Source organism: Qipengyuania sp. HL-TH1 (assembly GCF_036365825.1).
GTDB lineage: Bacteria > Pseudomonadota > Alphaproteobacteria > Sphingomonadales > Sphingomonadaceae > Qipengyuania > Qipengyuania profunda.
Window position 1 is genome coordinate 343,932 of sequence record NZ_CP142675.1, and the last position, 24,315, is coordinate 368,246.

At 64.2% G+C, this 24,315-nt stretch carries 20 protein-coding genes; 8 read left to right on the forward strand and 12 right to left on the reverse strand.

Features of this window, described 5'->3' with window-relative positions; genetic code table 11:
* Positions 1 to 134 precede the first annotated feature (134 nt).
* The 3 genes from VWN43_RS02220 (at position 135) to tilS (ending at position 2,918) form a co-directional block, all read left to right on the forward strand.
* Positions 135 to 962: a helix-turn-helix domain-containing protein gene (locus VWN43_RS02220; protein ID WP_320180827.1), complete on the forward strand. Its 828-nt coding sequence runs from the start codon at positions 135 to 137 to the stop codon at positions 960 to 962.
* A 104-nt stretch (positions 963 to 1,066) separates the two neighbouring features.
* Complete coding sequence (locus tag VWN43_RS02225) at positions 1,067 to 1,978, forward strand: tetratricopeptide repeat protein (protein WP_320180826.1); 912 nt, start codon at positions 1,067 to 1,069, stop codon at positions 1,976 to 1,978.
* A gap of 70 nt (positions 1,979 to 2,048) precedes the next feature.
* On the forward strand, positions 2,049 to 2,918 hold the full coding sequence (gene tilS / locus VWN43_RS02230; protein ID WP_420493561.1) for a tRNA lysidine(34) synthetase TilS: 870 nt from the start codon (positions 2,049 to 2,051) through the stop codon (positions 2,916 to 2,918).
* A 6-nt stretch (positions 2,919 to 2,924) separates the two neighbouring features.
* Here the strand turns inward: tilS and VWN43_RS02235 are convergent, their stop codons facing one another.
* The 8 genes from VWN43_RS02235 to rimO form a co-directional block, all read right to left on the reverse strand.
* A complete protein-coding gene (locus tag VWN43_RS02235) occupies positions 2,925 to 3,587 on the reverse strand; it encodes a L,D-transpeptidase family protein (protein WP_320180825.1) in 663 nt (220 codons plus the stop codon).
* Between the two features lie 82 nt (positions 3,588 to 3,669).
* A complete protein-coding gene (eda, locus tag VWN43_RS02240) occupies positions 3,670 to 4,263 on the reverse strand; it encodes a bifunctional 4-hydroxy-2-oxoglutarate aldolase/2-dehydro-3-deoxy-phosphogluconate aldolase (RefSeq protein WP_320182139.1) in 594 nt (197 codons plus the stop codon).
* Between the two features lie 14 nt (positions 4,264 to 4,277).
* Positions 4,278 to 5,246 (reverse strand): glucokinase, encoded by a 969-nt coding sequence (gene glk / locus VWN43_RS02245; RefSeq protein ID WP_420493538.1) that lies wholly within the window; start codon positions 5,244 to 5,246, stop codon positions 4,278 to 4,280.
* Positions 5,247 to 5,248: 2 nt separating this feature from the next.
* The gene (gene edd, locus VWN43_RS02250) at positions 5,249 to 7,066 is read right to left on the reverse strand and encodes a phosphogluconate dehydratase (RefSeq protein ID WP_320180824.1); all 1,818 of its coding nucleotides are present in this window, start codon (positions 7,064 to 7,066) and stop codon (positions 5,249 to 5,251) included.
* Complete coding sequence (gene zwf, locus VWN43_RS02255) at positions 7,056 to 8,498, reverse strand: glucose-6-phosphate dehydrogenase (protein WP_320180823.1); 1,443 nt, start codon at positions 8,496 to 8,498, stop codon at positions 7,056 to 7,058. Before zwf ends, edd begins: the two co-directional genes overlap by 11 nt.
* 85 nt (positions 8,499 to 8,583) lie before the next feature.
* Complete coding sequence (locus tag VWN43_RS02260) at positions 8,584 to 9,381, reverse strand: transglutaminase-like domain-containing protein (RefSeq protein WP_320180822.1); 798 nt, start codon at positions 9,379 to 9,381, stop codon at positions 8,584 to 8,586.
* Between the two features lie 193 nt (positions 9,382 to 9,574).
* The gene (locus VWN43_RS02265) at positions 9,575 to 11,941 is read right to left on the reverse strand and encodes an EAL domain-containing protein (RefSeq protein ID WP_320180821.1); all 2,367 of its coding nucleotides are present in this window, start codon (positions 11,939 to 11,941) and stop codon (positions 9,575 to 9,577) included.
* Positions 11,942 to 12,179: 238 nt separating this feature from the next.
* Positions 12,180 to 13,556: a 30S ribosomal protein S12 methylthiotransferase RimO gene (rimO, locus tag VWN43_RS02270; protein WP_320180820.1), complete on the reverse strand. Its 1,377-nt coding sequence runs from the start codon at positions 13,554 to 13,556 to the stop codon at positions 12,180 to 12,182.
* A 77-nt stretch (positions 13,557 to 13,633) separates the two neighbouring features.
* On the opposite strand from rimO, the gene VWN43_RS02275 reads away from it, so the two are divergent.
* On the forward strand, positions 13,634 to 14,032 hold the full coding sequence (locus VWN43_RS02275; protein ID WP_320180819.1) for a DUF1761 domain-containing protein: 399 nt from the start codon (positions 13,634 to 13,636) through the stop codon (positions 14,030 to 14,032).
* Positions 14,033 to 14,035: 3 nt separating this feature from the next.
* Here VWN43_RS02275 and VWN43_RS02280 read toward each other — a convergent pair whose 3' ends face one another.
* The 3 genes from VWN43_RS02280 to serS are packed head-to-tail and all read right to left on the reverse strand — an operon-like array spanning position 14,036 to position 17,251.
* A complete protein-coding gene (locus tag VWN43_RS02280; RefSeq protein WP_320180818.1) occupies positions 14,036 to 15,154 on the reverse strand; it encodes a potassium channel family protein in 1,119 nt (372 codons plus the stop codon).
* A gap of 52 nt (positions 15,155 to 15,206) precedes the next feature.
* Entirely contained in the window at positions 15,207 to 15,971 is a 765-nt protein-coding gene (gene surE / locus VWN43_RS02285) for a 5'/3'-nucleotidase SurE (protein ID WP_253518948.1), read from the reverse strand.
* Positions 15,971 to 17,251 (reverse strand): serine--tRNA ligase, encoded by a 1,281-nt coding sequence (serS, locus tag VWN43_RS02290; RefSeq protein WP_320180817.1) that lies wholly within the window; start codon positions 17,249 to 17,251, stop codon positions 15,971 to 15,973. Before serS ends, surE begins: the two co-directional genes overlap by 1 nt.
* Before the next feature lie 131 nt (positions 17,252 to 17,382).
* Between serS and VWN43_RS02295 the strand changes: the two genes are divergently transcribed.
* Positions 17,383 to 18,684: a sulfotransferase family protein gene (locus tag VWN43_RS02295; protein ID WP_320180816.1), complete on the forward strand. Its 1,302-nt coding sequence runs from the start codon at positions 17,383 to 17,385 to the stop codon at positions 18,682 to 18,684.
* Positions 18,685 to 18,738: 54 nt separating this feature from the next.
* Here VWN43_RS02295 and VWN43_RS02300 read toward each other — a convergent pair whose 3' ends face one another.
* Entirely contained in the window at positions 18,739 to 21,069 is a 2,331-nt protein-coding gene (locus VWN43_RS02300; protein ID WP_320180815.1) for a TonB-dependent receptor, read from the reverse strand.
* Between the two features lie 125 nt (positions 21,070 to 21,194).
* On the opposite strand from VWN43_RS02300, the gene VWN43_RS02305 reads away from it, so the two are divergent.
* The 3 genes from VWN43_RS02305 to VWN43_RS02315 all read left to right on the forward strand — a co-directional run bounded on the left by VWN43_RS02305 (position 21,195) and on the right by VWN43_RS02315 (position 23,987).
* On the forward strand, positions 21,195 to 21,806 hold the full coding sequence (locus tag VWN43_RS02305; RefSeq protein ID WP_320180814.1) for a TetR/AcrR family transcriptional regulator: 612 nt from the start codon (positions 21,195 to 21,197) through the stop codon (positions 21,804 to 21,806).
* A 60-nt stretch (positions 21,807 to 21,866) separates the two neighbouring features.
* A complete protein-coding gene (locus VWN43_RS02310) occupies positions 21,867 to 22,130 on the forward strand; it encodes a hypothetical protein (RefSeq protein WP_320180813.1) in 264 nt (87 codons plus the stop codon).
* Positions 22,131 to 22,304: 174 nt separating this feature from the next.
* On the forward strand, positions 22,305 to 23,987 hold the full coding sequence (locus VWN43_RS02315) for a BCCT family transporter (protein ID WP_320180812.1): 1,683 nt from the start codon (positions 22,305 to 22,307) through the stop codon (positions 23,985 to 23,987).
* Positions 23,988 to 24,315 lie beyond the last annotated feature (328 nt).

The following is a 24,315-nucleotide window of genomic DNA, read 5'->3' on the forward strand; positions in this document are numbered from 1 at the left end:
CGCGAAACCGCCTCTTCTCGTCCATAGATACCAACTGTGTTATGATGCATGCTTGACAGGCGTACCGCGGGTTCGCTTTTCCTGCGTCAAGACCACATGCGGGAAAACCGCAGGATCGCATTATCGGGGATCGCATGAGCGACGAAGAAATTCTTGAACAGGAACCGGTTGTACCAGCCGGCACCGTCGGCGCGCGGCTCAAACAGGCGCGCGAGGACGCGGGGATGGAGCTGACGCAGGTCGCGGCAGAGACTCGCATACCGCAGCGCCATTTGCTGACAATCGAGAACGGCCGGCTCGCCGATCTCCCCGCACGAACCTATGCGGTCGGTTTCTCGCGCACCTATGCCCGGCTGGTTGGGCTCGATGAACGCGAGATCGTCGAACAGGCCCGCCTGGAGCTTGCCGATGGCGAAGATGTCGGTGATGCCCCCGCCAAGTTCGAGCCCGGCGATCCGGCGCGCGTCCCGGGGCGCGGACTGGCGTGGTTCGCGCTGTTCGCAGCCGTGCTGCTGCTGGGCGGGATCTACGCCTTCTACAGCAGCTATTTTGCCCCCGGCATGGGGCCTGCGCCGCTGCAGGACCCGAAGGCCGAGGTCGCGGACAAGGCCGCGAACGGCGATGCACCCGCGCAGGCAGCGGCCCCCGCGGCTGCAGGTCCGGTGGTCTTCACCAGCGAGATGGATGGCACCTGGGTCAAGTTTTACGACGCCAATGGCGAGCGTCTGTACGAGGCGCAGATGGCCGAGGGTGACAGCTTCACCGTGCCCGCCGATGCCGAAGGGCCGCAGGTCTGGACCGGTCGGCCCTATGCGCTGGCGATCACCGTGGGCGGCCGTTCGGTCCCCAAGCTGTCCGAAGTGGACGAGGTCATCAAGGACGCGCCGATCACCGCCGAAGCGCTGCTGGCGCGCGCCGAACGACCGGCAACCCCCGCCTCTCCCGCCGCCGACGGCGGTTAATTTTCCCCTTCCGAAAGGGGGATAAGCGCGTTTCATGGCCTCGACAGATTCGCGGGGCTAGGGCAATTTCCGCCGCCTACGGACATCCCACCAGGAGCCTCCCGATGACTTTCGGATCGATTACCCGCAACCTGTCGTTTCTCGGGGCGGGTTTTGCCTTGCTGGCGACTGCCACGCCGGCGCTGCCGCAGGACGGCAATGACGAAGCGCGCATGCGCCGGCTCGAGGCCGAGGTGCGGGCGCTGCAGCGCAAGGTCTTCCCCGGCGGCGACGGGCGCTTTTTCGAACCCCAAATCTCGGCGCAGCCGACCGTTTCCTCGACCGCGCCGAGTACGTCGACCACGGCGGTGACCGACATTCTGACGCGGCTCGACGCGCTCGAAGCGCAGCTCCAGCGCCAGACTGCGCTGAACGAGGAAAACGCCAATGCGGTCCGCCTGCTGAGCGAGCGGATGGATACGCTCGAAGGTGGTAGGGGATCGGCCACGGTCGCGGCGACGACGCCCACTGCCACGCCTGCCGCGAGTACGGGCGCAACGCGCAATGTTGCCGCGACGGCGACCGCTGCCGGGCCGAGCGACGAACGTGTCGCCGCGGTGCAGGCGATTGCCAAGCCGCAGACCGACGATGCGGCGGACGACGAATATTCCTATGGCTTCCGCCTGTGGGATGCGGGCTTCTTTCCCGAAGCGCAGCAGCAGCTGACGCTGTTCGTCGAGCAGAATCCCGATCACTGGCGCACGACCTATGGCCGCAACCTGCTCGGCCGGGCCTATCTGGATGACGGCAAGGCCAAGGAAGCGGCGCCGTGGTTCCTCAAGAACTACCAGGAAGACAAGACCGGCGCGCGCGCGGGTGACAGCCTCCTGTATCTTGCCGAGACCATGATCGCGCTCGACGACACGCGGCGTGCCTGCATCGCGCTGGCCGAATTCTCCGAGACCTATCCCGCGCTCGCCGCGGGCCGCTTGCAGAGCCAGTACGAGGCCAATCGCGGCAAGGTGACGTGCAATTGACGGGGATATCGCTCCCGCGCTGCTAGCGCGCTTCGAAGCGGCTTTTGACCGCTTCCAGCTGAACGGAAAGCTGGGCCTCGCAGTATCGGGCGGGCCCGACAGCATGGCGCTGTTGGCATTGACGCATGACCTGCTCGGCGATGCGATCGAGGTCGCGACGGTCGACCATGGCCTGCGCGCCGAGGCAGCCGAGGAATGCGCGCTGGTCGCGCGGGTCTGCTCGGACCGGGGCATCGCCTGCCGCGTGCTCAACGTCAGCGTGGAAGATGGCAATGTGCAGGACCGCGCGCGTGCGGCGCGCTATGCGGCATTGGGCAAATGGGCGCAGGCGCGCGAGCTGGCCGCGATCGCCACGGCGCACCATGCCGACGACCAGGCCGAAACGCTGCTGATGCGGCTCAACCGCGGAAGCGGGTTGGCGGGACTTGCAGGCATCCGCTCGTCGACGATGATCGCGGGCTGCGCGGTTCCGGTGCTTCGCCCGCTGCTCGGTTTCCGCAAGCAGGAGCTACGCGATCTCGTTGAGCGTCTGGGAATTCCGTTTGCCGAGGACCCGAGCAACCGCGACCAAAGCTACGACCGGGTGCGTATCCGGCGTGCGCTGGAAGCGGCCGACTGGATCGACCCCGTGGCGCTGGCTCGTTCCGCGTCGCATCTAGAAGAGGCGGAGCAGGCGCTACAGTTAGTCGCGGACCAATTGTGGGAAGATGCGGCTGTGATCGGCGATGCACGCGTTGCGGTGCCGGTCGGCCCCACGCGCGATACGTCCGCGCGGCTGGTCGCACGTGCCATTGCCATCCTTGGCGGCGAGATTTCGCATGGCGAGGTCGCCGCATTCCTGAAAGCGGCGGATCGGCGCGGCAATATCGCGGGAGTGCTGGTCGAACGGCGCGGCGATAGGTTTATCTGCACGCCGGAACCGCCGCGTCGCAGCGGCTGATACACATCAGATGATGCTGTCGCCGACGCTCATCTGCTCGCCCCTGGTGATCACGATCTTGTCGCCCTTCTTGGCGATCGCGAACAGACGCTTGGCGATGTCGTCGGGCACGCCGATGCAGCCATGGCTGGCATAGCCGTTTTCGACGACGCTGCCGCCATGGATGGCGACCCCGTCGGTGGTCAGGAACATGCTCCAAGGCATCGGCGCATTGCCGTATTTCTCGGAGACATTGTGCCGCTGCTTCCACAGGATCGGGAAGACACCGGTCGGGGTCGGATGCTCGTCCGTGCCCAGCATGACCGCCGCGGCGCCGATTTCATACCCGCTGCGAAAGATCGAGATCACCCGCGCTTCGAGGTCGACGGTCACCAGCAGCGGGCCATCGGGGACGCCTTCGTCATCCCAATGCCATTCGCCATATTTGATCGGTCCGTCGATCGGCAGGATCCTGCGGACGGTGTAAAGGCGCTTAGCATCGGCAACCGCCTTGGCTGCAAGCGCGCCATGGACTTCGATGGGTTGTCCCACTAGATTCGGCTCAGAGGCGGCGGCCACCACTTCGGGCGCTTCCGCTTCCGCGGTTGCGTGGCCGCCCATAGCGACGCCCGCCAGCACCAGCGCCGCAACGACGGTTCCCCCGCCGATCCATTTCAGAATCACGTCCATCCACCCATTATGCGCATGAATGGGTGAATTTTCCACCTAGGCTGGAGAGAACGCCCCGCACAGGGACGGATCGGCGCTGGTACTAAGCAGCCAGCGCGGCGGCTTCGCGGGCCAGACGCTCTACTTCCGCTCCATCGATGGCGCCGCGCGGGGCGACCCAGCTGCCGCCGACGCACAGGACCGGATCGAAGCCGAGCCATTCGGGCGCATTGGCTAGCGAGATACCTCCGGTCGGGCAGAAGCGGCATTGGCCGAAAGGTGCGGCCAAGGCCTTGAGCGCGGGCAGGCCGCCGGCGGCCATCGCGGGGAAGAACTTGAAATGCGTGAGTCCCAGATCGAGCCCGCGCATGATGTCGCCCGCATTGGCGATGCCGGGCAGAAAGGGAATATCCGCGCGAATGGCAGCCTTGCCCAGCGGTTCGGTCAGCCCGGGCGAAACGATGAACTGGCTGCCGGCATCGACTGCAGCGGCAAGCTCGGACTGGTTGGTAACCGTTCCCGCGCCGACCACGGCTCCTTCGACCTTGCGCATCGCGCGGATCGCCTCGAGCGCGGCAGGCGTGCGCAGCGTCACTTCCAGCACCGGCAGCCCGCCCGCCACCAGCGCGCGCGCGAGCGGTTCGGCATGCTTCAACTCATCGATCACGATCACCGGAATAACCGGCGCGGTCTGCATGATGTCGGCAATGGTCAAGCGTGTCTCCTGGCGAAGGCTGCGGCCGCGCCGAACAGGCCCGGCTGGGGATGGGTGATGAGCTTGACCGGAATGGTCGCCATCAATTGGGCGAAGCGGCCCTTGGCGCGGAAGCGCTGGGCAAAACCCGACTTTGGCAGGTGGTCGCGCAGACGATAGCCAAGTCCGCCCGCGATCACGACACCGCCAAAGCCGCCCTGCGCCAGCGCGATATCGCCCGCGACGCTGCCCAGCGACAGGCAGAACCGGTCGAGCGCTGCGGCGGCGAGACTTTCTTCGTCGCTCATGGCTCGGGTCCAGATCGCGATATCTTCCTCGTCGCGCGTCTTGCGTTTTTCCATTGCGGCCAGCGTCTCGTAGATGTCGACGATCGCCGGTCCGGAGACGACCCGCTCAACCGATACGCGCGTATGGCGCTTGCGCAGCCGGGCAAGGATCGCATCCTCGATGCTGTCGAGCGGGGCGAAATCGATATGGCCGCCCTCGGTCGCCTGCACCCGGTAATCGCTGCCCGAGCGCCACAGGTGAGCGACGCCCAGCCCGGTGCCGGGACCAAGCACGCTGATCGTGCCATCGGCAGTAAGCGGTTCGTCGGGCCCGGCAAGGTGCAGGAACTGCTCCTCCGGCGCGCGCGCCACTGCATGTGCGACCGCTTCGAAGTCATTGACGAGGAAGTAGTTCTCGACGCCCAGCTTCTGCTTGATCAACGCGGGGCGAATGATCCACGGATTGTTGGTAAAGCGGATGACATCACTGCCCACCGGCCCCGCGATCGCCATCGCCACGCGCGGGGGCAGGGTGCCGCCCATCCGCTTGCGGAAATCCTCCCATGCGGTCTGGAAGCTGGCATATTCGTCGGTGTGCAGCGTTTCGGGCTCGCCGAGGACGATCGTGCCGTCGTCATGCACGGTGGCCAGCGCGAACCGCGCATGGGTGCCCCCGATATCGACGCTGACGAGATCCACGCTCACAGCCCGGCCAGCGCCAGCATCGAGGAGGCACCCTGTTCGGCGCCATCGGCGTTCGCGCGGAACATCGCGAAAAATTCGCGGCCCATGCCGGTCTCGGGCGGGGGCGCCGTGGCGGGATCGCGATTGTCGAGATCGGCCTCGGTGGATAGCGTCCCCGTGGCGGCGCAGACCCGCACGATATCGCCATCGCGCAGCCGCGACAGCGGACCGCCGCCCCGCGCTTCGGGTGTGCAGTGGATCGCCGCGGGGACCTTGCCCGATGCGCCCGACATGCGGCCATCGGTGACCAGCGCGACGCGGTATCCGCGGTCCTGCAGGACACCGAGCGCGGGAGTGAGCTTGTGCAGTTCGGGCATGCCATTGGCCCGCGGTCCCTGGAAACGGACCACGACGACAACGTCGCGGTCGAGCTCACCCAGCTTGAACGCCTCGTTCACCTCATGCTGCGTCTCGAACACGCGGCATGGTGCCTCGACGGTCCAGCGCTCGCGTTCGACGGCGGAGGATTTGAAGCAGGCACGGCCAAGATTGCCCTCGACCAGACGCATGCCGCCATCGGGTTCGAACGGCGCGGAGGCCGGGCGCAGCATCTCGCTGTCGCCCGAAGGACCCGGGTCGCGCCAGGTCAGCGCCTCCCCGTCCATGCCGGGTTCGCGCGAATAGCTTTCGAACCCGCCATCCCAGATGGTCATGATGTCGGAATGGGCGAGGCCCTCATCCAGCAGCGTGCCGATCACATAGCCGATCCCGCCCGCCTCGTGGAAATGGTTCACATCGCCCGAGCCATTGGGATAGACTCGTGCGACGAGCGGAACGACAGAGGACAATTCCGCCAGATCGGCCCAGTCGAAGCGAATGCCTGCCGAGCGCGCCATCGCAGGGATATGGATCGCGTGGTTGGTCGATCCGCCCGTGGCCAGCAGGCCGATCGCCGCATTGACGATCGACTTTTCGTCGACCACGCGGGCGAGGGGGCGGTAATCGTCGCCCGACTTGCCGATCGCCGCGAGCCGATGCGTGGCCGCGCGGCTCAGTTCCTGCCGCAGCTTGGCGCCCGGCTGGACGAAGGCGGCGCCGGGCACGTGCAGGCCCATCATCTCCATCATCATCTGGTTGGAATTGGCAGTGCCGTAAAAGGTGCAGGTGCCCGCGGAATGGTAGCTGCCCATCTCGCTCGCCAGCAGTTCCTTACGGGTCGCCTTACCCTCGGCATAGAGCTGGCGGACGCGCTGCTTTTCCTTGTTGGAAATGCCGGTCCCCATCGGGCCGGAGGGCACGAAGATCGCGGGGAGGTGGCCAAAGCGCAGCGCCCCCATCAGCAGGCCCGGCACGATCTTGTCGCAAATGCCCAGCAGCGCGACGCCATCGTACATTGCGTGGCTCAGCGCGACGACGGTCGACAGCGCGATCGTGTCGCGGCTGAACAGCGACAGTTCCATCCCCGCTTCGCCCTGCGTCACCCCGTCGCACATGGCGGGGGTGCCGCCCGCGACCTGAACGGTAGCGCCCACCTCGCGCGCCCAGATCTTCATCCGCTCAGGGTAGCGGTGGTAAGGCTGATGCGCGGAAAGCATGTCGTTATAGGCGGTGACGATGCCGAGGTTCGGCCCCCGCGCGGCCATGATCGCGGCCTGGTCTTCCTCCGCCCCGGCAAAGGCGTGCGCCAGGTTCGAGCAGGACAACGAACCGCGGTTGACCTGCCGGTCGCCTTCGCGGTCCATCAGGTCGAGATAGTCGCTACGGCTGTCGCGCGAATTGTCGATCACCCGCTGGGTGACGCGGTGGATCGTGTCGTTGAGCGGTTTATTCGTCATGCCAGGTCACTCCGTCGCGTTCGGCCAGCGCGATGGCCGCGCTGGGCCCCCAGCTGCCCGCGCCATAGGGCTTGGGCGCGATTTCCTCATGCTCCCACAATGCGCGGATCGCATCGATCCACTCCCATTGCGCCTCGACCTCGTCCCGGCGGACGAACAGCGTCTGGTCCCCTTCGATCAGGTCGAGCAGCAGGCGCTCGTAGGCGATCCGGCGGACCGTGCCGGAAAAGGCATCGGGCATGGCGATATCGAGCGGTACCTGCCGCAGGCGGATGCCCTCGCGGTCGAGCCCCGGCACCTTGGCCATCATCGACAGCTGGACGTTTTCTTCGGGCTGGATGCCGATGACCAAGCGGTTGGGCTTGGTGCTCGCGCCGCGGCCTTCGAAGATCGAATGCGGGATGCAGCGGAATTGGATCACGATTTCGGTCACGCGTTCGGGCAGGCGTTTGCCGGTGCGCAGGTAGAAGGGCACGCCCTTCCAGCGCCAATTGTCGACATGCGCCTTCAATGCGACGAAGGTTTCGGTGTCGCTGGGCTTGCCCAGTTCCTCGTCATAGCCGGGCACCGCGGCCCCATCGACCGCGCCCGCGCGGTACTGGCCCGTCACGGTTTCGCCCTTTGCGATCGGTCGCAGCGCGCGCAGGACCTTGACCTTCTCGTCGCGCACGGCGGTGGAATCGAAGCTGGTCGGCGGCTCCATCGCCACCAGCGCGAGCAATTGCAGCATGTGGTTCTGCACCATGTCGCGCAGGGCGCCGCTGTCGTCGTAATAGGCGACGCGCGATTCCAGCCCGATCGTTTCGGCGACGGTAATCTGGACGTGATCGATATAGGTCGCGTTCCAGACCGGCTCGAACAGCAGATTGGCAAAGCGCAGCGCGAGCAGGTTCTGCACCGTCTCCTTGCCGAGGTAGTGGTCGATGCGGAAAATGCGGTCTTCGCTGAACGCCTTGGCGACCGCATTGTTGATTTCCTCGCTGCTGGCGAGATCTGTGCCGAGCGGTTTTTCCAGCCCGATGCGGACATTGCCTTCGGTCAGCCCGGCATGGACGAGCCCGTCGATGGTCGGTTCGAACAGGCTGGGCGCGGTCGACAGAAAGATCGCCAGACCCTTGTCATAGGTGCCGACTTCCTTGGCGAGCTCGTCATAGCCGTCGAGCGTCGTGGCATCGACGGGTACGTAGCTGAGGCGGTTGAGGAAGGTGGCGACACCGCTGCGGCGGTGGTCGGGGAGATTTTTCTCCAGCGCGGCGCGGGCCCAGTCGCGGTATTCGCGCGTGGTCATTTCCGAGCGGGCGGTGCCGACGATTTTGAGGTCCGGCTCGAGCAGGCCGTCGGCATCCAGCGCGCAGAGCGAGGGCAGCAGCATGCGCTGCGCGAGGTCTCCGGTCGCGCCGAAGAGCAGCAGGCGGTCGGCGTTCACACTCATGCGCGGGGGCAGGCAATCATCGGTTGGTCACTCCTGGTCGATGCGGGTACCAGCGCCAACTCATGCACACCAGCCGCCTGCATTCCTATTCTTTCTTCACGCTGACCGAGCTGGAGCGAAAGTCGTTGGGGCCAAAACTGGTGAGAAAGCTGACATCGGCGGCATCGCGACCGACGCCGATTTTCACGGTTTCGGCCGGGTCGGCCATGCCCGTCGCATCGACCAGCTGCCAGGTCCCCCCGTCGGCGCGGCTTGGATCGGCCAGGAAGACCTCTGCTATCGCATGGAAATCGGGGGGCTGCACGCCGGGGGCAAAACAGGCGACATAGCGCGCGGGGATCGTGCTGGCGCGCGCGAGCGTCACCAGAACATGCGCATAGTCGCGGCAGATGCCCTTGCGCGAGATGAAGGTTTCCGCGGCCCCGGTTTCGGTGGTCGAACTGCCGGGCGTGTAAGTGAAATGTTCGGCGATCCAGTCGCGGATCGCGGCCACCCGCGCACCGCCGGTGGTGCCGGCAAACTGCGCCTCGACAAAGGACTGGAAATCGTCCGCGGGACAATAGCGGCTGTCGAAGAGGTATTCGACCGCTTCGCCGGGCAGCTCGTGCGGGGCGAGGGCGGCCATATCTTCCAGCGTATCGAGTTGCCGGTTGAGGTCGACGCGTGCGCGATAGTCGACTTCGAAATCGCCCTCGGCACGGATCCAGATCCGTTCGCCGATATGGTCGCGCGCGGGGACGCGGGCACAATGTTCGCTGTCCCCCAGCCGTGTCTCGCTCGACAGGATCGTCTGTTCGGGGATGGCAGCCACCTCGAACTGCAGCAGCACATCGGTGGGTGCGGGCAGGTGGAAGGCGAAGCGGGTTTCGATGGAGATCGGCATATGAAGGGTCAACGCCGCAGCCGCAGGTTCGTTTCGCACCTGCGAAACGAAAAAGGGCCCCGTAAACGGGGCCCTTTGAATCACTTAAGTTATGAAATTCAGCCGTCGAACAGCCATTCCCAAATATTCCACATGGTCGTACCTCCTGATTGCTCAAGAGTTATATTTCATTAACCATGTCTGTTTGTAAAGTCTAAACCATGTTTGCGATGGCCCTGTCTGACGTAAAGTCCTGATATTCCAAAAGATTGGATAATGAGAGAGGACGAGAAAATGCAAAACCCTGCACCTGCTGGCACCCGACATGCTCGAGCAAGGCGATGTCTTGCGGGTTCTCAAGGCCCTCTGCCACCACGGTGATTCGTGCTTCGCGGCCCATTGCCGCGATGCTCGACACGATGGCTCGGGCCTTCGGGTCCTTGGCGATATTGGTAATGAAGAGCCGGTCGATCTTGATCTCGTCGAACGGCAATTCGTAGAACGCTTCGTAGCTGGCCGCACCGACGCCGAAATCGTCCATGGCAATGCGCACGCCGATCGAGCGCAGTTCCTGAAGGATGCTCGAAGCCACGTTGTGATCGGAGATACGCGCCGTCTCGGTGATCTCGAGCGTCAGATACTGGGGATCGAACCGCGTCGCCTGCAACACGTTGCGCACCAGCCCAACCACGCGCATGTCGCCCAGCAGGGTGGCCGAGATGTTGACCGACATGGAGATGGTCCGGCCGCGGAAATGCAGGAGCTGACCAGCGGAGCAGGCGCTTTGCAGGACGTAGCGGGTCAGATGCTCCATCCGCCCGGCCTTTTCGCACTGCTGGATAAAGTGCAGCGGCGAAATGAAACCGCGGGCCGGATCATGCCAGCGTACCAACGCTTCGACCCCGACCATGGATTTCGACGCCAGGTCGATCTTGGGCTGGTAGACGCAGTAAATCTCACCGGCTTCCATCGCCTCGTCGATCCGCGCGCGGAGCGAGATGTCCCAGAGGAGATCGGTCTCGGACCCCGTTTCGGCGATGGCGATCGGATTATGGGCCTCGGACGTTTCCTCGGCCGCCGCGACGGCAGCCGCCAGGCGAGCGGGCGGATCGCCCTCGATCGATGCGACCCCGAAGGTAATGCCTACATCGACCGAGAAGCCGCCGACTTGGACCGGGGCGGCAAAGATCGCGCGCAGTCCTTCGAGATGCTCTACGACCGCATCGGTTTCGTCGCTCGCCACATGCCAGCCGAGGCTATGGCCTTCGCTGTAAACCGCGAGGTTTGGATCGGCGGCGCGCAGCCGGTCGACGAGCTTGAGAACATAGCTGCCCTTGTCGTCCGCCCGTAGCGTTTTCAAAACGCGTTCGTAATTCTGGATCTTGGCGATGACGATGTGACCATTGCCAATCGAATCGCGCACCAGCCGCGCCTCGAGCGCGCGCAATTTCGGCAGTCCGGTGTCCGGATTGACCATTTCGACGCGACGCTTCCAGCGCATGCGCGAGCGGAAGGCTGCATAAACCACCAGAAACCCGAGAGCATAGGAGAGCTCGACCCGGACGCCGATCTTTGCAGAGGCAAACAGGAGGACGGGCGCGAGGAGGGCAATCCCCGAATACGCAATCCAGCGATGCTTCCTCGGCCGACATACCAACAAGGCGATCAGTAACAAGGATGCGAACAGCGACAGAACCATAGGTCCACGAAGATTGCCGGTGTAGCCCGCTTTCAGCGACTCCCCGGCATAGATATCGACATAGCTCGCCGCTGCGTCGATCTTGCGCGGCATGGCTTGTTGGCTTCCGGGCACCCGGCCGGTGTGGCCGACCACGATGGTCTTCCCGGTAATTTCGACCGGAATGGTGGCACCTTCGGAGCTGCTCTTCGACAAAGTGGCGAGGGGCAAGACGGGAATGCGATCGAGAGCGAAGCCATAGTCGACCGAGAACGTGGCTTTGGGTTTGGCTTCTACACCGGCAATCGCTGCACCGAAGGACCGGACCTGTTTGCCATTGACCTCGTAGGCGTAGTGAAGCTCCCACGCAAAACCCAGCCAGTTGCGGTCGGTCTGGTCGGACACGACATGGGGTGCGGTACCACCAATAGCCGGTGAGGTCGTGCGGAGAAATTCGTCTACGCCGGTTCCTTCGACGATCCGGTTGACCAGTGTGATACGCGGCCCGAGGTCGGCGATGGCGCGCGCAAGGCGTTTATCGGCATTCGAATCCCCAGATTCCGCGAATGAAACGTCGAGGAAGACTTTCCCCACGCCTCTGCGGTCGAGCTCGTCCAATGCGGCGGCAACTTCATAGCGCTTCTCGGGAACGTCGGGATCGTTCAGCGCCTCGTCGGAGGCGACGAAGACCACATCGCCCGTCGGGCTGCGATCGGCGGCGCGCGATTGTACCAGCCAGAGGAACTGATCGATAGGCTGGAACAGGAAAACCGCATACATCGCCAGACTGATCAGCCCTGCCCACAATACGTGGCGCAAGCGCTCGATCAGCCCTCCGCGGAACAGCAGACGGCCATGGGTCACAATTGGCCCGGCAAGGTTCGAGATGCGTTGGTCACCCATCGAACGCCCTTATGGCGCTCTTAAGTTTAAGAAAGTTTTGATGGTGCGGGCGCGAATCCCTCGTAACCCACCCGGGCCGCGGGTTGCGAAGGTAAATTCCGGTTTAGGAACTGGGGTGAAGAGAATTCACGCTTGCCGCGGATCTCGTTACCGCGCACGTCCAATTAGATGTTGTATAACAACGTGTTATGACCATACCTACTGCGTAACTTCACTAGGTTAACGGCCCATTGAGGGCTTACTCGATTACCACCCCGAACAGATCGTGGGCATCACTGTCCTCAATTGAGACAGTTACGATATCGCCCTGGGCTAGGCCTTGCGGCACGTTCCGCAGGTACACCGCGCCGTCGATTTCGGGGGCATCGGCCTCGCTGCGACCGGTCGCGCCGACATCGCCGTCCTCGTCGGGCTCGCCCACTTCGTCGATGATGACCGGGATGTTCCTGCCGACCTTGGCCGCCAGCTTGGCAGCGCTGATCCGCTCCGTGACTTCCATCACGCGGGCGTAGCGTTCTTCCTTGATCTCTTCGGGTACCGGATCGGGCAGGGCGTTGGCCCGCGCGCCTTCGACCGGTTCGAAGCGGAACGCGCCCACGCGGTCGAGCTGGGCTTCTTCGAGCCAGTCGAGCAGATATTTGAAATCGTCCTCGGTCTCGCCGGGGAAGCCGACCACGAAGCTGGAGCGGATCGCGATCTCGGGGCAGATCTCGCGCCAGCCCTTAAGCCGTTCGAGCACCTTGGCTTCGTTTGCGGGGCGCCGCATCGCGCGCAGCACCTTGGGGCTCGCATGCTGGAAGGGAATGTCGAGATAGGGCGTCAGCAGGCCTTCGGCCATCAGCGGGATGACCGCGTCGACATGCGGATAGGGATAGACGTAGTGCAGCCGCACCCACGGCGGTGTGCCGCCGCCGATATCGAGCTGGCCCAGCTCGCGCGCGAGGTCGGTCATATGCGCGCGGACGGGGTTACCCTTCCACAGCCGTTCCTCGTGGCGGGTATCGACACCGTAGGCGCTGGTATCCTGGCTGATGACCAGCAGTTCCTTCGTGCCCGCCGCAACCAGCTTTTCGGCTTCGCGCAGCACTGCGTCGATCCGGCGGCTGGCGAGCTTTCCGCGCAGGTCGGGAATGATGCAGAAGGCGCAGGAATGGTTGCAGCCCTCCGAAATCTTCAAATAGCTGTAGTGGCGCGGGGTCAACTTGATGTCGGGTTGCGGGATCAGGTCGACATAGGGCCCCTGGCTGGGCGGGGCGTGCGTATGCACTGCATCGACGACCTGCTCGTACTGATGCGCGCCGGTCACTGCGAGCACCTGCGGATGCGCGGCGCGGATCGCGTCGGCCTCTTCGCCCATGCAGCCGGTCACGATGACGCGGCCGTTCTCCGCGATTGCCTCGCCGATCGCCTGCAGGCTCTCTTCCTTGGCGGAATCGAGGAAGCCGCAGGTGTTGACCAGTACCACGTCGGCCCCGGCGTAATCGGGGCTCATCGCATAGCCGTCGGCGCGCAGCCGCGTGAGGATGCGCTCGCTATCAACCAGTGCCTTGGGACAGCCGAGGGATACCATGCCGACCTTCTTCTGGTCGGGGATTGCGGTGGTGGTCGTGCTCATGATTGCGCGCGCCCCTACACCCGTGCGCCCAATTAGGCTAGCTTCCTGCGCATCGAGAGACATGGGGAGGATGGGATATGGCCGAAATCAACTGGTTGGCAGTATTGCTGGGGGCGCTGGCGTTCTTTCTGGTGGGCGCGATCTGGTATGGCGTGCTGTTTTCGCAGGCCTGGCAGAAGGCTGCGGGAATGAGCGACGAGAAAATCCAGAGCGGCAATATGGCGCTGATTTTCGCGCTCACGTTTCTCGCCGAGCTCGTGATTTCGCTGACACTGTGGCACGGGATCGCGCGCAGCGGCGCAAGCGACCGGGCGGTGATGATGATGGCCGTCGGCTTCGGCGCCACGATCATGGTGCCCGCGATCGGGATCAATTATCTCTACCTGCGCAAGACCCTCGCGCATTTCCTGATCGATGCGGGCCATTTCATCGTCGGGATGACGGCGATGGGCGGGGTCTTCCTGCTCTTCCGCTAGCGCTTAGCTATTATCCAGATCGTCGCGGTCGTGCCCGTCGCCGCGGGTTTCGCCATTGGGGGTCGGGATGATTTCCACCACGATGTCGCCCGCGAGCAGGCTCTGGCATTCTTCTTCCCAGAAGCCGAGCGCCTGGCCGTTGCGATAGACGCGCAGCCCGCGCCCGCCGGTAGTCAGCTCGCCGATGGTCTTGCCGCATTCCTCTTCGGTGACTTCGCGTTCGACCAGCTGGACGCGGCCTGACACGCTGGCGAGATCGGCGAGGTAGTCGGCGATATGTTCGCCCTTGGCGCTGCCCGCCAGCAGCAGGCCGGTAAAGCGCACCGGGTTGATGACATTGTTCGCGCCCGCCTGCCGCGCGAGCGATTCGTTATCGTCGGCGCGAACCACCGCGCTGATCGGGACATGCGGCGCCAGCGCGCGCACGGTGAGCGTGATCAGGATGGTGGTATCGTCGCGTCCGGCCGAAACCAGCACGTTCTGCGCTTCGGCGATGCGCACTGCCTTCAGCGTCTGGTCGCGTGTCGCGTCGGCCGCCATCACATTGCAGCCGAGCGCTTCGGCCTCGTGCAGCCGATCCTCGCTCGGGTCGATGACCACGATGCAGCTGGGATCGGTGCCGCGTTCGATCAGTTCTCCCACCGCCTCGGAGCCGGAGATGCCGTAACCGAGCACCACGATATGGTTCGAGAGCTGTTCCTGGATGCGGGCCATGCGCCATTTCTCCCAGCTGCGCTTGATAAGGAAATTGTAGGCGGTGCCCACGAAGATGAAGAACACCGCAAAGCGGATCGGGGTAACGATGACTGCCTCGACCAGCCTTGCACGGTCCGAAATCGGGGCGATGTCGCCGAACCCGGTGGTGGTGATCGAGATCATGGTGAAATAGACGACGTCGAGGAAGCTGACCTCGCCGTCGAGATTGTCGACCAGTCCCTCGCGGTCCCACCAATGGACCAGCACCACGACGAAAATCAGGAACAGCGCCGCGCCAAGCCGGATCCCCAGATCGCCCCAGACGGGCAATTTCACCGCGCGGCGCAAGGGCTGGAAACTGGGCCCTCGATAGGTCCGCACCCGCGTGCTTGCGGCGATCCGGTCGACCTTTTTCTCGCTGCTCATGCGCCGCCTAGGTGCGCGCGGAAGACCGCAGGGTCAATAGCATAGCGTCGGCTCAGCCTTCGTAGCGTGCCGCGAGCGCGCCGAGCGACGAATGGTGCGTCAGGTCGAGCTGGAGCGGGGTGACCGAGATATAGCCCTCGTCGATCGCCTCGAGGTCGGTGCCGTGGTCGAGCGTGTGTTCGATCGCCTCGAGGCCGAACCAGTAATACTGGAAGCCGCGCGGGTCGCGTCCTTCGACGACCGTGCCGCGCGAATAATCGTGGAACCCCTGCCGCACCGCGCGAACGCCCTTGACCGCATCGGGCGCGATCGGGGGGAAGTTCACATTGACCAGCGTGCGCTTGGGCAGCGGCGTGTCGAGCAGCGGGCCGAGCACCCGCGCGCCCCATTCGGTCGCAGCGGCGAAGGCGGAATCGCTGTTGCGGGTCTCCTTGGTATAGACCTGGCTCATCGCGATCGAGCGGACGCCCGCCAGCGCGCCTTCGATCGCCGCCGAGACGGTGCCCGAATAGGTGATGTCGTCGGCGAGGTTCGCGCCGCGGTTGACGCCCGACAGGATCACGTCGGGCTGCGCCTCGATCACCTTGCGCAGACCCATGGTCACCGCATCGGTCGGCGTGCCGGTCACCGAAAAGCGGCGTTCGCCATGCTTGCGCAGGCGTACGGGGCGGGTGAGGGTAAGCGCATGGCCCATGCCCGACTGTTCCTCGTCGGGCGCGCAGATCCAGATGTCGTCGGAGAACTGCCGCGCGATTTTCTCGAGCACCGCGAGACCCGGCGCGTGGATGCCGTCGTCATTGGTCAGAAGGATACGCATCAGGCTGCAGGCTCCAGTTTGGTGACACCGCCCATATAGGGGGCCAGCGCTTCGGGGACGGCGACGCTGCCATCGGCCTGTTGGTAGTTTTCCATCACCGCCACCAGCGTGCGGCCGACTGCGAGGCCCGAACCGTTGAGCGTATGGACGAAAGCGGTCTTCTTCTCGCCTTCGGGGCGATAGCGCGCATTCATCCGGCGCGCCTGGAAATCGCCCGTGTTCGAGCAGGAGGAAATCTCGCGATAGGCATCCTGGCCGGGCAGCCAGACTTCGAGGTCGTAGGTCTTGCGCGCGCCAAAGCCCATGTCGCCCGTGCACAGCAGCATCCGGCGATAGGGCAGCTCGAGCGCTTCGAGGATGCCCTCGGCGCATTTGGTCATACGCTCATGCTCCGCCTCGCTGTCTTCGGGGCGGCAGATGCTCACCATCTCGACCTTTTCGAACTGGTGCTGGCGGATAAAGCCGCGCGTATCGCGGCCCGCCGATCCCGCTTCGGAGCGGAAGCACAGCGTATGCGCGGTCAGGCGGATCGGCTGCGTGAGACCGGTAAGGATGTCGCCTGCGACCGAATAGGTCAGCGGGACTTCGGAGGTCGGGACCAGCCAGCGATCATCGGTGGTGCGAAAGCTATCCTCCGCGAACTTGGGCAGCTTGTCGGTGCCGTACATCGCGTCGTCACCCACCAGCACGGGCGGGTTGCATTCGGTATAGCCGTTCTCGCGCGTCTGCTTGTCGAGCATGAACTGCGCCAGCGCGCGGTGCAGCCGCGCGATGTCGCCGCGCAGGAAGGTGAAGCGCGCACCCGACAGCTTGGTGCCGGTTTCGAAGTCCATTCCCAGCGCGGAGCCGATATCGGCATGTTCGCGGGGTTCGAAATCGAAACTGCGCTTCTCGCCCCATCGCGCCATTTCGACATTGTCGCACTCGTCCGCGCCGTCGGGCACATCCTCCGCGGGGAGGTTGGGCAAGGTCGCCAGCAGATGGTCGAGTTCTGCCGCCGCAGCGCGTTCGGCCTCTTCCCATTCGGGCATCGACGCCTTGATCTCGGCGACCTCGGACTTGAGTGCTTCGGCCTTGTCCGTGTCGCCCTGGCCCATCGCCTGGCCGATCGCTTTCGACGCCTCGTTGCGGCGGCTCTGCGCCTGCTGGACCTTGGTCGTCGCCTCGCGCTTCTGCGCATCGAGCGCGATGATGCGGTCGGCCACCGGTTCGGCCCCACGGCGGGCGAGGGCGGCGTCGAACTCCTGCGGATTGGCGCGGATAAAGGCGATGTCGTGCATGGCGCGGCCTATGCCTTTTCGCTTCCCGCTTGGCCAGTCACTTCGAGCCGGGCGAGCTTGTCCTTTTGCGGGCACCGCATTAGGCCCCGGACGTTCAGGGGGACATCCAAGAGCTTGAAAGGGCTGCCAGCTTGAACGACCAGCCGATCCAGCCGCCGCGCCGCACGCGCTTTATCGATATTGCGGACGGGGTGATCCGGGGCGGACGCAAGCTGGGGGTGTTCGGCCCGGCGCGGCTGGAAAAGGACTTCCTTATGGAAGAGGCCGTACAGGCCACCGGGCTCGACGATTTCGGCGATGGCTGGTTCGAACGCCCCCTCGAAGTCCTGCTCGACAGCGTGAAACGCGAAGCCCAGCTCAACGCGGCGGGCGAATTTTCCGCCATGAAGATGTTTCACCACGTGCTGCGCGACCGGCTCTACACGCAGATGTGGTTCAAGCGGCACCCGGAAATCCTCGCGCGCCCGCTCAAGAACCCGGTGGTTATCGTCGGCCCGATGCGGTCGGGTACCACGCGGCTTCACCGCCTGCTCGCGGCCGACCAGCGCTTTGCCCACCTGCGCAGTTTCGAAACCATCAGCCCGGTGCCGCGGCCCGAGTTCGAGCAGGTCCTAGCCGGCGAGGCGGAGGACTTCCGGCCCAAGCTGGCCGCGCGCATTCTCAAGGTCGCGCGGCTCGCCAACCCGCGCACGCTGTCGATCCATCCGACTGGCGCCTACGAGCCGGAGGAGGAACTCGGCCTCGTTGCCGCGTCGATGTACGGCATGAAGTGGGAAGCGCAGTGGAACGTGCCGTCCTATGCCGAATGGTGCCACGAGGAGAGCGCCATTCCCGCATACCGGCACATGGCCAACCTGCTGCGCCTGATCGGCTGGTCGCAGCAGGAAAGTTCGCTGCGCCCGTGGATCCTCAAGACCCCGCAGCACATGCTCGACCTGCCCGCACTGCTCGAGGTCTTCCCCGATGCACGGCTGATCTTCACCCACCGCGATCCCAAGCAGGTGGTCGGCAGCGCCGCCTCGCTCGCCTGGAACCAGACCATCATCTATTCGGATCACAACGATCCCGCGCAGACCGGCCGCGACTGGCTGGGCAAGACCGCGACCATGATCGCCCGGATGCGCGCGGCGCGCGACGCGATCCCGCGCGAGAGGATGATCGATGTCCAGTACGAGGACATGGAAACCGACTGGCGCGGCACGATGGAGCGCGTCTACCGCTTCCTCGATCTCGAGATGGAACCCGCGGTCGCGGGGATGGAAGACTATCTCGACCGTTCGGCCCGGCTCAAGCGGCACCCGCATCGCTACAGCCTCGGAGAATTCGGATTGGGCGAGGGCGAGGTGGACGCGCTGTTTGCGGATTATACCGAGACATACGGCATTCCGGTGGGCGACGCTCCGGCGTTACCCCGCATGCGGTTGGCCGAATAGGCAAGCAAAAGGGGCGGGAAGCGAACTTCCCGCCCCTTTGCCAATCTCAGTCGATCAGTAGCTGAAGGTAACCGTGGCGAAGACCTGCCGCGGGTTGCCGTAGAACGCCGTAAGCGTACCCTCGGGCCCGAGCGTCGGGACGGGGAACCCATTGGCACCATTGACGATGTCGCCGGTGACCGGATCGGTGGCAACGAAGGTGTAGCCGCTGGTCTTGTATTCCTTGTCGAGCAGGTTCTTCCCGTACAGCCCCACGCTCCAGCGATCGTCGGGCGCGCTATAGACCACGCTCGCGTCGAGCAGCGCATAGCCGCCCTGGTCGAGATAGGGGTTGGGTATCTCGAACTGGCTGGTCTTGCTGCGATAGGACAGCGTCGTTCCCAGATAGAGATCGCCTGCGCCAACCGGCGTATCGTAACTGGCAGTGATGCTGCCGGTCAGCTCGGGCGTGTTCTGGACCACGCGGAACGCCGCCACATCGGTCGGCGTGTTGCCGATATTGGTGATGTATTCATCGTATTGCGCGTCGATATAGCCGAGCGACCCGGCAAGGCCGAAACCACCGCCGAAGCGGGCATTGGCTTCCAGTTCGACCCCCTTGAAGGTAGCCTTGCCGGCATTCGATACCACGCCGCAGAAGCTGGGCAATCCGCCCACCTCGCAGGCGACCGAACCCGGTATCTGCACATCGGTGTAGTCCGCATAGAAGGCGGCGGCGGCGATGTTGAGGATGCCGATATTGCCCTTGTAGCCGATTTCGTAGCTGTCGACCTCTTCGGGTGCGAAGCTGAGGAACGCGGCCACTTCGGCATCGGTCGGCGCCCCCGGCGTGGCTGCCGGCGCGTTGGTGCCGACCCCGCGCGGATCGAAGCCGCCGCCCTTGAAGCCCTTCGAATAGCTGGCGTAGATATTGTGATCGGGCGTCGGCATGAAGCTGAGCGAGGCACGCGGCGTGAACTTCTTGAACTCGCGGCTGCCGTTGAAATCGGTGCTTGCGGCCCCGAAGGGTACGCCCGCCCCGCCGAACTCGGGCGACCCGCCGCCGAGATAGTTCTGCCGCAGGATTTCCGCGCTGCGTTCGTCCCAGGTATAGCGTCCGCCGACCGACAGGCTGAACTGGTCAGTCAGATCATAGGTGAAATCGCCGAAGATGGCGAAGGTTTCGGTATCGACATTCGCCTGGGTGAAAGCGGTCAGGCCGGCGAAGGTGGTGTAGATACGCACATCGAACAGCGTATCCGCCTTGGCATCGAGGTAGTAGAATCCGAGCAGCCCGGCGAACGGTCCGTCATTATCCCACAGAAGCTGGAATTCCTGGCTGATCTGTTCGTTGAGATAGGCGCCGGGCACGTCGAGATCGACTGCGGGGAGCGCATCGAAATCGATCGGCGAATAGCTGTCGTCCTTGCGCCAGGCGGAAATCGACCGCAGCGTCAGCGCGTCGCTCAGCTCGATTTCGGCATGCATCGCCAGGCCGTAGGATTCGACCTCTTGCTCGGGATCGTTGAGCGCCCCGCGCGTGTCAAAGACATTGTCGAGCACGGGCGCGCCCGACACCAGCCCGGGGATGAGCCGGTGGCCGCCGCGCGGATCGCTCGTATCCTTGGTGTAATCGCCCTGGATGCGGATGAAGCCGGGCTCGCCGTAGCCGCCGACCTCGAGGCTCATCCGGCCGCCCCAGATATCCTTATTGTAGTTTTCCAGGCCGGTGGTGAGGTTGTCGCCGAACCCACCGCGCGACAGCCGCGCGACCGATCCGCCGACGCGAACCAGATCACTGATCGGCGCCGAGGCGGTAATTACGCCTTCGGCCTGGTCGTCGGTGCCGTAAGTCGCGCGCACTTCGATCGAGGGATCGAGCGGCAGGCGCCGCGTGACGTATTTGACCGCGCCGCCAATCGTGTTGCGACCATAGAGCGTGCCCTGCGGACCGCGCAGGACTTCGATGCGCTCGACATCATAGATATCCAGCACGGCGGCTTGCGGGCGGTTGAGATAGACATCGTCGAGATAGATGCCGACGCCCTGTTCGAAGCCCGAAACGGGGTCCTGCTGGCCGATCCCGCGGATAAAGGCCGACAGCGTCGAATTGGTCGCACGGCTGGCTTCGAGAGTGACGTTGGGCACGCTCTGGCCGACATCGGTAATGTCGAGCGCGCCGCGCCGTGAAAGCTCTTCGCCGCTGATCGCGGTAACGGCCACCGGCACGTCGATCAGCCGCTCCTCGCGCCGGCGCGCGGTAACGATGATGACGTTGTCGTCGGCGGCGGGTGCGGCCTCGGCGATTTCGTCACTGGCGGATTGGGCCTGTGCAGGGGCTGCGGCAAGCGCGGCAGTCGCTGCACCGCAAAGCAAGCTGGCGGTTAGAATCTGTGTCGGACGCATTTCGGTATCTCCCTCCCGATTATCTTGTTGGAGGTACAATACTGAAACCTGAACCACCTTTCAAGTTTGTTGTTGCGCAGGGGGTGCGATTTGATAGGCTGGCCGCGCATTCGAAGGGATCGACATTGGCCGCAACGCACCGCCCGAGCGACAAGACGCCGCGCACCGAGCGTGGGCGCATAACCCTGCGCAAACTGCTCGACGCAGCCGCGACCGAATTTGCCGACAAGGGGTTTCACGAAGCCTCGATCAGCGGGATCACCCGCAGTGCCGGCGTCGCGCTGGGCACGTTCTATACCTATTTCGACAGCAAGGATGCGGTCTTCCGCGCGCTGGTTTCCGATATGAGCGCGGGCGTCGGCAAGGCGGCGCGCGAGGCGCTCGCCCCGTCGATGGGTGCGCTCGAGATCGAACGCGCCGCGCTGCGCGCGTTTCTCGAATTCGCCGCCGAGCACAAGGAAATCTACCGCATTATCGACGAAGCCGAATTCGTCGATCCGGACAGCTACCGCACGCATTACGAAACCATCGGCGCCCGCATCGAGGAACGGCTCCGGCAGGGCGGCGACAGCGGCGAATTCGTCCCGGGGCTGGGCACGCCCGAAGCCTGGGCGCTGATGGGGATGAACGTGTTCCTCGGCCTGCGCTATGTCATCTGGGGACGCGAGGGCGACCCCGATTTCACGGAAATCGCACGCCGTGCCAATATCTTGCTGACGCAGGGGATCGGGCGCTAGGCTTGCTTCTCTGGAACCACCGGGCGGCGGGGCCGTTGGTTTTCCAAAGGAGAAATCGACATGATCGGCAAGGTAATCGGAGCATTCGTCGGCGACAGGCTCGCCAAGCAAACCGGCAGTATCGGGGGCGCCAGCGGTGCCGCGCTTGGCGTGGTCGCCACCAGCGTCCTGCGCCGGATGAGCCTGCCTGCAATGGTTGCGCTCGGCGTTGGCGGCTACGTCGTCAAGAAGGTCATCGACAAGAAGCAGACGGGCGATGACACCACCACCCCGCCGCACACTTCGACGGCGCCCGCGGGCACGGCCAAGGCCAAGGCTGCCTGACACCGTCTCGTCCGTTTTGGACTAGCGAAGGGTCGCCCCGATGGGCGGCCCTTCTGCGTTCCGGGGACAAGACGTTTGCATCTTGCGCCCCGCTTTCTATGCTTCCCCCACACGGTCCCCCCGAAACATATGACCACTTCGCACCCGTCAGGGTGTGCAAGGGCAGGAGATAGCATGACAGCCGAGACCGATTATCCAGTCGAGCCTCCGCTGATAGATTTACCGATCAAGACCGCCTCCCGCGGATTTTACGATGGCTTCAGCCGTGAAGTGACGATCCCCTCGAAGATCATCGTCTCGCTGCTGATCATGTGGGCGATCTTCTTCCCGGTCAGCGCGAGCGAGACGCTCACCGCTGCCAATTCGAGCATCATCGCCACGTTCTCCGGCTGGTACGTCTATCTTGTGGCGTTCCTGATGCTGGTGTGTTTCGTGCTCGCGATCGTCCCGCAGTCGGGCAGCCTGCGCATCGGCAATCCCGGCGAGAAACCCGAGTTCGGGCGCTTCTCGTGGTTCGCCATGTTGTTCGGCGCGGGCATCGGGATCGGCATGCTGACCTATTCGACCGGCGAGCCGATGGCGCATTTCGCGAACAATCCCGACATTATCCGCGGTACCATCGAGGCGCAGACTGCCGAAGCAATCCGTCCCGCCTATGTTTATACCTTCCTCCATTGGGGGTTCGCCGCCTGGGGCACCTATGCGCTGGTCGGGCTGGCGATCGGCTATGTCGCCTATCGCCGCGACCTGCCGCTGACCATCCGCTCGGCGCTCGCACCGCTGTTCGGCCTGCGTCTCTCGGGCGGGTGGGGGCATGTGGTCGACATCGTCGCGGTCGTTGCGACGATCCTCGGCGTGGCAGTGACCATGGGCCTTGGCGTGGAGCAGTTCGTCGCCGGACTCGCCCGCCTGGGACTGGGCGACTGGTTGCTCGATCCCGACGGGTCGTCCTCCGCCCTCGCGGTGATCGTCGCGCTTTTCGTGCTGGTCGGTGCCTCCACGCTGAGCGCGCTCTCCGGCGTGGGCCGGGGGATCAAATGGCTCTCCAATCTCAATATGGGCCTCTCCTTCGCTCTGCTGGCGCTCTTCCTCGTGGCCGGCTCGGGTCTCTACGGCCTGAAACTGCTGGGTGTGGGCACGTGGGATTACATCCGCACGCTCGTTCCGAATTCACTGACCCTGTTCCAGGGCGGCGGCGAATTCGGCGATGCGCTGGTGCAATGGCAGCTCGACTGGTCGGTGTTCTACTGGGCGTGGTGGATCGCCTTCGCGCCGTTCGTGGGCATGTTCATCGCGCGCATCTCGCGTGGACGGACGATCCGCGAATATGTTCTCGGCGTGATCCTCGTGCCCTCGCTGATGTGCTTCGCGTGGATGACCATCGTCGGCGGGACCGCGATCGATCTCGAACTGAGCGGCGCGGCGCAGGGCAGCATTCTCAACGCCGGAATTTCGGACCAATTGTTCGCCACGCTGGCGGTGCTTCTCGACCCCGCGGTGGCCTCGGTCGTGTCGGGCCTCGTGGTGCTCCTGCTGATGACCTACCTCATCACCTCCGCCGACAGCGCCATCCTGATCGTCAACACGATAAACGGGGCGGGGGAAAGCGAAGGCGAGCGGCGTCATCACATCCTGTTCTGGGGTGCGGCACTGGCCTTCGTGGTCGGCAGCATGCTGATCCTCGGCGGGATCGATGCGATCCGTATCACCATGATCATCGGCGCTCTGCCGTTCAGCTTCGTGGTGGCGATCATGGGCGTCGCGATCCTCAAGGCGGTGGCCTACGACCTGCGGCGCAAGCATCACGGGGTGCCCACTACTGCGCAGGCCTGCAACGAAATCGCTGCCGGCAAGTAACCGCTTTCCTAGAGTTTTGGGCAATTGGTGGCGGATCGAAATGGATATCCGCGGCCACTTGGTGGGTATTTGCGCATCATATAAGTAAAGTCCAGGCGCAATTTCAAATTATAAGTCCCCAAAATGAATATTTGGCATTTTCATGGCAGAGTGAAAAAGTAATCTCTCTGGCGGAATTAAATGTTGTTTCGATGTCACAGGCGTGACCATAATCCCCCGCCTATCCGGTGTCTCCGGTGGTCGCGTTCGATTTAGCTTGTTACTGCTTTCGAGGGCGAAGAGTTCAATCTGAATTCGCGCCCTGTTTTTGCCGGTCGGACCGGGGTCT

Bases quoted from the DNA above. Each gene is read 5' to 3' on its own strand.
- VWN43_RS02220 (WP_320180827.1), top strand. From the start codon at position 135: ATGAGCGACGAAGAAATTCTTGAACAGGAACCGGTTGTACCAGCCGGC.
- VWN43_RS02225 (WP_320180826.1), top strand. From the start codon at position 1,067: ATGACTTTCGGATCGATTACCCGCAACCTGTCGTTTCTCGGGGCGGGT.
- VWN43_RS02235 (WP_320180825.1), bottom strand. From the start codon at position 3,587: ATGGACGTGATTCTGAAATGGATCGGCGGGGGAACCGTCGTTGCGGCG.
- eda (WP_320182139.1), bottom strand. From the start codon at position 4,263: ATGCAGACCGCGCCGGTTATTCCGGTGATCGTGATCGATGAGTTGAAG.
- edd (WP_320180824.1), bottom strand. From the start codon at position 7,066: ATGACGAATAAACCGCTCAACGACACGATCCACCGCGTCACCCAGCGG.
- zwf (WP_320180823.1), bottom strand. From the start codon at position 8,498: ATGAGTGTGAACGCCGACCGCCTGCTGCTCTTCGGCGCGACCGGAGAC.
- VWN43_RS02260 (WP_320180822.1), bottom strand. From the start codon at position 9,381: ATGCCGATCTCCATCGAAACCCGCTTCGCCTTCCACCTGCCCGCACCC.
- VWN43_RS02265 (WP_320180821.1), bottom strand. From the start codon at position 11,941: ATGGGTGACCAACGCATCTCGAACCTTGCCGGGCCAATTGTGACCCAT.
- rimO (WP_320180820.1), bottom strand. From the start codon at position 13,556: ATGAGCACGACCACCACCGCAATCCCCGACCAGAAGAAGGTCGGCATG.
- VWN43_RS02275 (WP_320180819.1), top strand. From the start codon at position 13,634: ATGGCCGAAATCAACTGGTTGGCAGTATTGCTGGGGGCGCTGGCGTTC.
- VWN43_RS02280 (WP_320180818.1), bottom strand. From the start codon at position 15,154: ATGAGCAGCGAGAAAAAGGTCGACCGGATCGCCGCAAGCACGCGGGTG.
- surE (WP_253518948.1), bottom strand. From the start codon at position 15,971: ATGCGTATCCTTCTGACCAATGACGACGGCATCCACGCGCCGGGTCTC.
- serS (WP_320180817.1), bottom strand. From the start codon at position 17,251: ATGCACGACATCGCCTTTATCCGCGCCAATCCGCAGGAGTTCGACGCC.
- VWN43_RS02300 (WP_320180815.1), bottom strand. From the start codon at position 21,069: ATGCGTCCGACACAGATTCTAACCGCCAGCTTGCTTTGCGGTGCAGCG.
- VWN43_RS02310 (WP_320180813.1), top strand. From the start codon at position 21,867: ATGATCGGCAAGGTAATCGGAGCATTCGTCGGCGACAGGCTCGCCAAG.
- VWN43_RS02315 (WP_320180812.1), top strand. From the start codon at position 22,305: ATGACAGCCGAGACCGATTATCCAGTCGAGCCTCCGCTGATAGATTTA.